Raw genomic sequence first — 6,618 nt, 5'->3', positions numbered from 1 at the left:
GCCTTTGCCGATGTGCTGCTGCTGAATAAGGTCGATCTTGTGTCGGCAGAAGAACTGGCGGCGGTGGAAGCGCGCGTGCGCAAAATCAACGCGTTTGCGCCGCTCTATCACACGCAAAACAGCGAGATCGACCTCAAGCAGATCCTCAACCGGGGCGCGTTCGATCTGAACCGCATTCTGGAGCAGGAGCCGCATTTTCTCGACCATCACCATCATCACCACGAAGAAGACGTAGCCTCGGTCGGTATCACCACCGATAAGCCCATCGACCCGGATAAGTTCGAAGCCTGGATCGGCACGCTGCTGCGCCTGAAGGGCCAGGATATTTTCCGCTCGAAGGGCATTCTGAACGTGACGGGCTCCAACCGCCGCTTCGTGTTCCAGGGCGTCCACATGCAGATGAACCATAGCTGGGGCAACCCCTGGCGCGGGCGCGATACGCGCGACAGCCGCATCGTCTTCATCGGGCGCGATCTGGATGCCGACGCCCTGCGCGACGGTTTCCTCAATTGCGCCAAAGGGTAAAACGGTGAGCAGTTCCAACGCCATTCTAGAATTCTGGTTCGGGGGCGAAGAGCCGCAGCGCTTTCGGCCCGAATGGTTCAACGGCGGCGAGGCCTTCGATCAGGAAATCGCGCGGCGGTTCCAGATGGAAATCGGCCAAGCCCTCAGCAGCGGGCTCGATGGCTGGGACGGGATGCCGCGTTCCGCCCTCGCGCTCGTGCTGCTGCTCGATCAATTCCCCCGCAATGCCTATCGCGGCACGCCCTTGGCCTTTGCTGGCGATATCCGTGCCCAGGAAGTAACGCTGATGGGGTTGGAGCGCGGCTATCAGCAGCGCTTCACGCCGTTGGAGCGGTTGTTCTTCTATCTGCCGCTGGAGCATGCCGAAAACCTCGCGCTGCAAGATCGCAGTGTCGAGCTCATGCGCCAGCTTGAAGCGGAAGCGCCGGAGTTGGCCAAAGCTCAACTGGCCGATTATGCCGAACGCCACCGCGATGTGATTGCGCGCTTCGGGCGCTTCCCCCATCGCAATGAGATTTTGGGCCGCGACAGCACGCCCGAAGAGTTTCAGTTTTTGGCCGAACCAGGATCTTCCTTCTGATGCAAAACGCCTCGCGGACCAATTGGAAATTCGACGGCTATCTGACCCGCGCCACCGTGGCCTGGGATTGCCGCGAGGCCGCCTTGGGGCAAGCCAATGGCAAGCTGCGCCGCATTCCCTTCGCCACCGCCGCCCAGCAGGTTTCGAGCGAAACCCAGGTGCATAAGGGCGGGCTCACGGCCCTCGTCGCCCATCCCCTCGGCGGTTATGTGAGTGGCGGTGAAGATGGGTGTGTGATGCGCATACCCGCTGAAGGCGCGCCGGTCGAATGGGCCAAGCACCCGCATCAATGGATCGAGGTGATGGCCATTCTACCCGATGGCCGCCTCGCCTATGCGGTTGGGAAAAATGTGCTGCTGCTGGCCGCCGACGGAAGTGCCATCACGACCTACGGCCCGCACGACAGCACCGTGATGGATATTGCCCTGCACGGCGAAAGCCTCGTCGCCTGCCATTACAATGGCGCGACCCTGTGGAAGCTCGACGGCAGCGCTGAGCCGCGCAAGCTGGTGTGGAAGGGCTCGCATCTGGCCGTCGTCATCAACCCGGAAGGCTCGATCGTCGCCACCTCCACGCAAGAAGGCGACGTGCACGGCTGGCGGCTCGATGAAAAGCGCGAGATGCGCATGTCCGGCTATCAAAGCAAGGTTCGCTCGCTCGCCTTTTCGGCGGATGGGCAGTGGCTCTGCACGTCCGGCGCGGAAGTGCTGGTGGCGTGGCCGTTCGATGGGCCGGGGCCGGAAGGCCGCGCGCCGTTGGAGTTGGTGGAAGTGAAGAATAGCGTGGTAACGCGCGTCGCCGCCCACCCCCATACGCATTTTATCGCCTGCGGCTATGAAGATGGCACGCTGGCGATGGTCGATCTCGCAACGAAGGCGGGCGGCAAGGTGCAGGTCACGAAACGCGGCCCCGTCACCTGCCTCGCCTGGTCGCGCGACGGGCACCATTTGGTCGCCGGCGCCGACGATGGCCGCGCGATGATCTTCTCGGTTCCCAGCGAGGCGGCATGAGCCTGATCCCCGTCACCCTGCTCACCGGCTTTCTTGGGTCGGGCAAAACCACCCTGCTGAACCGACTGTTGCGCGATCCCGCGTTGAAAAATGCGCTGGTGCTCATCAATGAGTTCGGGGAAATCGGGCTCGACCATCATTTGATCGAAAAGATCGAGGAGAGCGACGGGCAGCAGCGCATTCTGATGGCCTCGGGCTGCCTCTGCTGCACCATTCAGTCGGACCTGTCGAAAACCCTGCGGCAAATGGCGATCGACCGCGTGCGCGGCACGGTGACGGAGTTCGAGCGCGTCGTGATCGAAACCACCGGCCTTGCCGATCCGGCCCCCATTTTACACACACTGATGCAAGACCCGCTGGTGGCGGCCCATTACCGCCTGGATGGGGTTGTCACTACCGTCGATGCAGTTGTCGGCGATGCGACGCTGACGGCCCAACCGGAGGCGGTAAAGCAAGCCGCCGTGGCCGACCGGATCATTCTGACGAAACAGGATATTGCCGATCCAGCGAAGGTGGTTGCGCTAAAAGCACGCCTGCATGCGTTGAACCCGGCAGCGCCAATCTTAGACACCGACGCGCCCGCGCCTGCGCTGATCGAAGCCGGGCTGTGGAACCCCGACACCAAAAGCCTGGACGTACGCCGCTGGTTGCAGGCCGATACCTACGAGGCGCACGGCCACCACCATCACGACCATGACCACGGGTTACACCACCACGACCCACACCATCACCACACTTTGAACCGCCACGACGACCGCATCGAGGCCCACTGCCTAACGCTGACGGAGCCGTTGCCCTGGGACGCCGTAACCCTGTGGCTGCAATCGCTCACCGCCTATCGCGGCGAGGATATTCTGCGCCTGAAAGCCATCCTCAACCTGCGCGGGCAAGACACACCGACCGTGTTGCACGGCGTCCAACATCTGCTGCACCCGCCGGTGAAACTCCCGGCCTGGCCGGATGACGACCACCGCAGCCGCATTGTACTGATTACCCGCGATATCAGCCGGGATCTGCTGGAAAAATCGCTCAAGCAGTTGACGGAGGTGGTAGGTTAGAACCATCACAATTGCATATTGATTTCACAATTTGCTCTTTCTGAAATCAAAGCGTAAATTTAATAAAATCGCGTTTTGAGGAAAGCCGCACCATGAGCACCGCCGTCGCCCGCATTCTGGACGATCTTCGCATCCGAGGCGGCCTTCAGGGGAAGGACATCGCCAATATCGTCGATGTCTCGACCGCAACCGTCTCGCGCTGGTCGCACGGCAATGGCACGCCGAACCTTCGCACGCAAACGGTGATTGCCGACCTGCGCTATGTGGTCGAACGCCTCTCGGATTTTTACACCGCCGACGAAGCCCGCCTGTGGCTGCACGCGCGGCACCCGCTGCTGAAAGGCGAGCGCGCCATTGATCTTATCAACGCCAATCGTACCGAAGAGGTCTTAAGCGTGATCGAACGGCTTGATACGGGGGCTTACGTCTGACCCCTGCCATGACCGACCGCAAAGCCCGCGATCTCGATCTTCTTGATGCCCTGGACGCGCAGACCGGAATTACCTTCGAAGGCGAGGTCTGGCGCATCACCCGCCAGGGTCGCGACGTTCTCGAAGGCGCGTCCGCCAGCGGGCGTTGGGATCCTGGGCATTTCGACGTGCTCTATACCTCGCTCGACCGCGATGGGGCGCTGGCGGAAGTCTATTTCCACTTAAGCCGCCAGCCGGTCTTCCCATCGAAACTCGTGTCGATCCTGCATAAAATCCGCGTGCAAACCCGCCGAACGCTGAAGCTCGCCGATATGGCGGCGCTGTCGGCCTTGGGGATACTCCCCGAACGCTATGCGGACCTCGATTATAGCCGCAGTCAGGAGATTGCCGACGCGGCTTTCTTTTTGGGCTTCGATGGTCTCCTCACCCCCAGCGCCCGCGCCCCGTGTCAAAATCTGATTCTGTTCCTGGATCGGCTCGACCCCGGCGACCTTGAGGTGCAGGCCGCCGAGCCGGTCGATTGGAACGTTTGGCGGAACAACCGCCCCTAACGCCGCGCCAGCACCAACGCCCCCAGAATCACCGCGCCCCCCAACGCCTGATCGACGCTCGGCGCTTCCGCATAGACGGCCCAGCCGCCGAGCATCGCCAGAACCGGCCCCGCCAGCAGCATCACGCCGCCCGAGGCAGCAGGCAGGCGGGCGAGCGTAATCAGCGTCAACCCCTGGCCCATTGCCTGACTGATGAGCCCGAGGCCGATCACGGCGGCCCAGCCGGTCGCGCTATGGGGGAATTCCACCCCGCCGCGAAACGCCGCCAAAATCAGCGCGGTGCCGACCGAACCCAGGCTGGTCCAGAGAATCACCGTCCAGTCGCTGACCAGCCCGGCAAGGCGGCGGGTGAGCAGCAGGTAGAGGGTGTAGAACAGGCAGGCGATCAGCGCCAAGCCATCGCCAAGCGACAGGCTCGTCGCCTTATGGGGCCAGCCGGTCATCACCGCCGCGCCGATCAGGGCGACGAGCAAGGCCAGCAGGGCGCGCGCCGCCGGTTTTTCCCGAAACAGCGCCCACGCCCCCAAGGCCACCAGCAGCGGCGAGAGATTGGCGAGAAAGGTCGCATTGGCAATCGCGGTATGCATCAGCGCGAAATGATAGCTGGTGAGATCGGCGGCAAACGCCGCCCCTGCCCCTAGCAGCAGCGCGCCGACTTTCACGGTTGGGCGCAGACTCGCCCCGCCGAGGGACCGGCCCCGCATCCACAGCATCACGCCGATCCACGCGAGAAGCGCAATCGTCAGCCGCCAGAAGGCGCTATCCGCCGGGCCGATATCCACCTGCCGTACCATCAGCGGCCCCGCGCCGATGGCGACCTGGGCGAGGAGCAGCAAGAACACGGCTTGGGAGGGGCGCATCGGGCCTCGCGCAGAAAGCGACAGGGGAAAACTGAGACTGGTCATAGCGCGGCCCTCCAAAAAACCATAGCGGCAGCTTCGCCGAGCCGTTACCATAGATCAAAGCAATAGAATTGATCTTTCCATCAGGTTTTGTGATGCGACCAACCTTTGATATCGACCTACTGCGCTGCTTCGTCGCCACCGTCGATCACGCCAGCCTCACTTTGGCGGGCGATAAGCTCGGGCGCAGCCAGCCCGCCGTGACCGCGCAGATCAAGCGCCTGGAAGCCATGATCGGGCGGCCCTTGCTCACGCGCGGACGCAATGGCGCGCACCCGACCGAAGACGGGGTTCGCCTGCTCGGCCACGCCCGCCGCCTGCTGCGCGATCACGACGCCGCCGTCGATGATCTGCTGGCGATTGGCGCGGAAGGCTCATTCGCTTCGGCGTGCCCGACGATTACGAAGGCCCCTTCGTCACCCCGCTGATTGCCGCCTTCACGCGGGCACAGCCGCGCGTGAATTTGGAAGTCCATTGCGCCTGTAGCCAGGTTTTGCGCGCGCGCCTCGCCATCGATCAGCTCGATTTGGTGCTGTGCACGCGCCTGCCGGGGGCGGAAGAAGGGCAGTTGGTCCGCCGCGAGCCGTTGCAATGGATCGGCGCGATGGATCACCGCTTGGAAAGCCAGCGCCCGCTTCCCCTTGCGCTTTTCACCGAAGATTGCGCCTTTCGCCCGCACGCGCTGGGGGCCTTGCAGGCGGCGGGGATTCCCATGCGCAACGCCTATACCGGCTCCAGCTTCGCCGGGATTCTCTCTGCCGTCAGCGCCGGGCTGGCGATTACCGTGCTGGCGCGCGGCACAGTGCCGCCGGGCTTCCGCTTGCTGGGGGCCGACGAAGGTTTGCCGCCCTTGCCGGAAACCGACATCGCCCTCTATCAGCGCGAAAACCTCAGCCCCGGTGCCCGCCTCTTCGCCCGGCATATTCTGGCGGGTTTGGGGGAGGCGCGGGCTTGACGCGCCTGCGCCGATGCCCAACTCTAGAGCGACCCTTAGGAGCGCTGCCATGACTCGCCCGAACTGGACTCTTCAGGAAGCGGAAGCCCATCTTGGAGCCGTGCTTGAGGCCGCCTCTCACGGCGAGCCGCAGACGATCACCCTGCACGGCGGGGCCTCGGTCGTCGTCGTCGCAACCCATGATTATGCGCGGCTCAATAAAAGCGCCCCCCCAGCACCCGCCGCGCCAAATTTCGTGGATCATTTATTGGCGATGCCACGGGAGCCCGAGGGGGCCTCGGAACAAGAACCGACCCGCCTGTCTCTCCGTGATCCAGGGTTTTAATGTATCTTCTCGATACGGTGGTTCTCTCGGAAACACGCAAAGCCCGCCCGAATCCGTTTGTCATCCAATGGCTCAGGTCTGTGGCGCCGGGGAGCCTCTATCTCTCGGTCGTAACATTGGGCGAAATCGAAAAAGGGATTGAGCGACAGCGAAAAACCAACCCCAGTTTCAGTGCGGTCTTGGAAGATTGGCTTCGTCTAACCATGACCATCTTTGGGGAACGGTTACTGTCGATCACCCCACCTATTGCGCGGCGCTGGGGCCTTTTGAGCGCCTCTATC

11 protein-coding genes are annotated in these 6,618 nt (G+C 63.0%); 10 read left to right on the top strand and 1 reads right to left on the bottom strand.

Going from position 1 to position 6,618, the window contains the following annotated elements; all coding sequences use genetic code 11:
- The 6 genes from VZ95_RS07615 to VZ95_RS07590 all read left to right on the top strand — a co-directional run.
- A partial coding sequence (locus tag VZ95_RS07615) for a CobW family GTP-binding protein (protein ID WP_045775320.1) occupies positions 1-525 on the top strand: 525 nt, incomplete at its 5' end.
- A 4-nt stretch (positions 526-529) separates the two neighbouring features.
- Positions 530-1,105: a DUF924 family protein gene (locus VZ95_RS07610; protein ID WP_045775319.1), complete on the top strand. Its 576-nt coding sequence runs from the start codon at positions 530-532 to the stop codon at positions 1,103-1,105.
- Entirely contained in the window at positions 1,105-2,115 is a 1,011-nt protein-coding gene (locus tag VZ95_RS07605; RefSeq protein ID WP_052711578.1) for a WD40 repeat domain-containing protein, read from the top strand. Before VZ95_RS07610 ends, VZ95_RS07605 begins: the two co-directional genes overlap by 1 nt.
- Positions 2,112-3,173, top strand: a complete 1,062-nt coding sequence (locus tag VZ95_RS07600) for a CobW family GTP-binding protein (RefSeq protein WP_045775318.1) — start codon at positions 2,112-2,114, stop codon at positions 3,171-3,173. The genes VZ95_RS07605 and VZ95_RS07600 overlap by 4 nt, the downstream gene beginning before the upstream one ends.
- 92 nt (positions 3,174-3,265) lie before the next feature.
- On the top strand, positions 3,266-3,604 hold the full coding sequence (locus VZ95_RS07595) for an antitoxin Xre/MbcA/ParS toxin-binding domain-containing protein (protein WP_045775317.1): 339 nt from the start codon (positions 3,266-3,268) through the stop codon (positions 3,602-3,604).
- An 8-nt stretch (positions 3,605-3,612) separates the two neighbouring features.
- The gene (locus VZ95_RS07590) at positions 3,613-4,155 is read left to right on the top strand and encodes an RES family NAD+ phosphorylase (protein WP_045775316.1); all 543 of its coding nucleotides are present in this window, start codon (positions 3,613-3,615) and stop codon (positions 4,153-4,155) included.
- Here VZ95_RS07590 and VZ95_RS07585 read toward each other — a convergent pair.
- Positions 4,152-5,060, bottom strand: a complete 909-nt coding sequence (locus VZ95_RS07585; RefSeq protein ID WP_198148161.1) for a DMT family transporter — start codon at positions 5,058-5,060, stop codon at positions 4,152-4,154. The genes VZ95_RS07590 and VZ95_RS07585 overlap by 4 nt on opposite strands.
- A 92-nt stretch (positions 5,061-5,152) precedes the next feature.
- Between VZ95_RS07585 and VZ95_RS21750 the strand changes: the two genes are divergently transcribed.
- From VZ95_RS21750 to VZ95_RS26795, 4 genes are all read left to right on the top strand, one after another.
- A complete protein-coding gene (locus VZ95_RS21750) occupies positions 5,153-5,485 on the top strand; it encodes a LysR family transcriptional regulator (protein WP_052711577.1) in 333 nt (110 codons plus the stop codon).
- A complete protein-coding gene (locus VZ95_RS07580) occupies positions 5,446-6,012 on the top strand; it encodes a LysR substrate-binding domain-containing protein (RefSeq protein ID WP_052711576.1) in 567 nt (188 codons plus the stop codon). Before VZ95_RS21750 ends, VZ95_RS07580 begins: the two co-directional genes overlap by 40 nt.
- Positions 6,013-6,061: 49 nt before the next feature.
- On the top strand, positions 6,062-6,337 hold the full coding sequence (locus tag VZ95_RS07575; protein ID WP_045775314.1) for a type II toxin-antitoxin system Phd/YefM family antitoxin: 276 nt from the start codon (positions 6,062-6,064) through the stop codon (positions 6,335-6,337).
- Positions 6,337-6,618, top strand: a 282-nt coding sequence (locus tag VZ95_RS26795) for a PIN domain-containing protein (protein WP_045775321.1), incomplete at its 3' end; no start/stop codon positions are given. The genes VZ95_RS07575 and VZ95_RS26795, both read left to right, overlap by 1 nt.

The sequence above is a fragment of the Elstera litoralis genome, assembly GCF_000963705.1.
Lineage (GTDB): Bacteria > Pseudomonadota > Alphaproteobacteria > Elsterales > Elsteraceae > Elstera > Elstera litoralis.
Note: the sequence above shows the minus strand (reverse complement) of the source record. Positions and strands in the feature narration are given on the sequence as shown.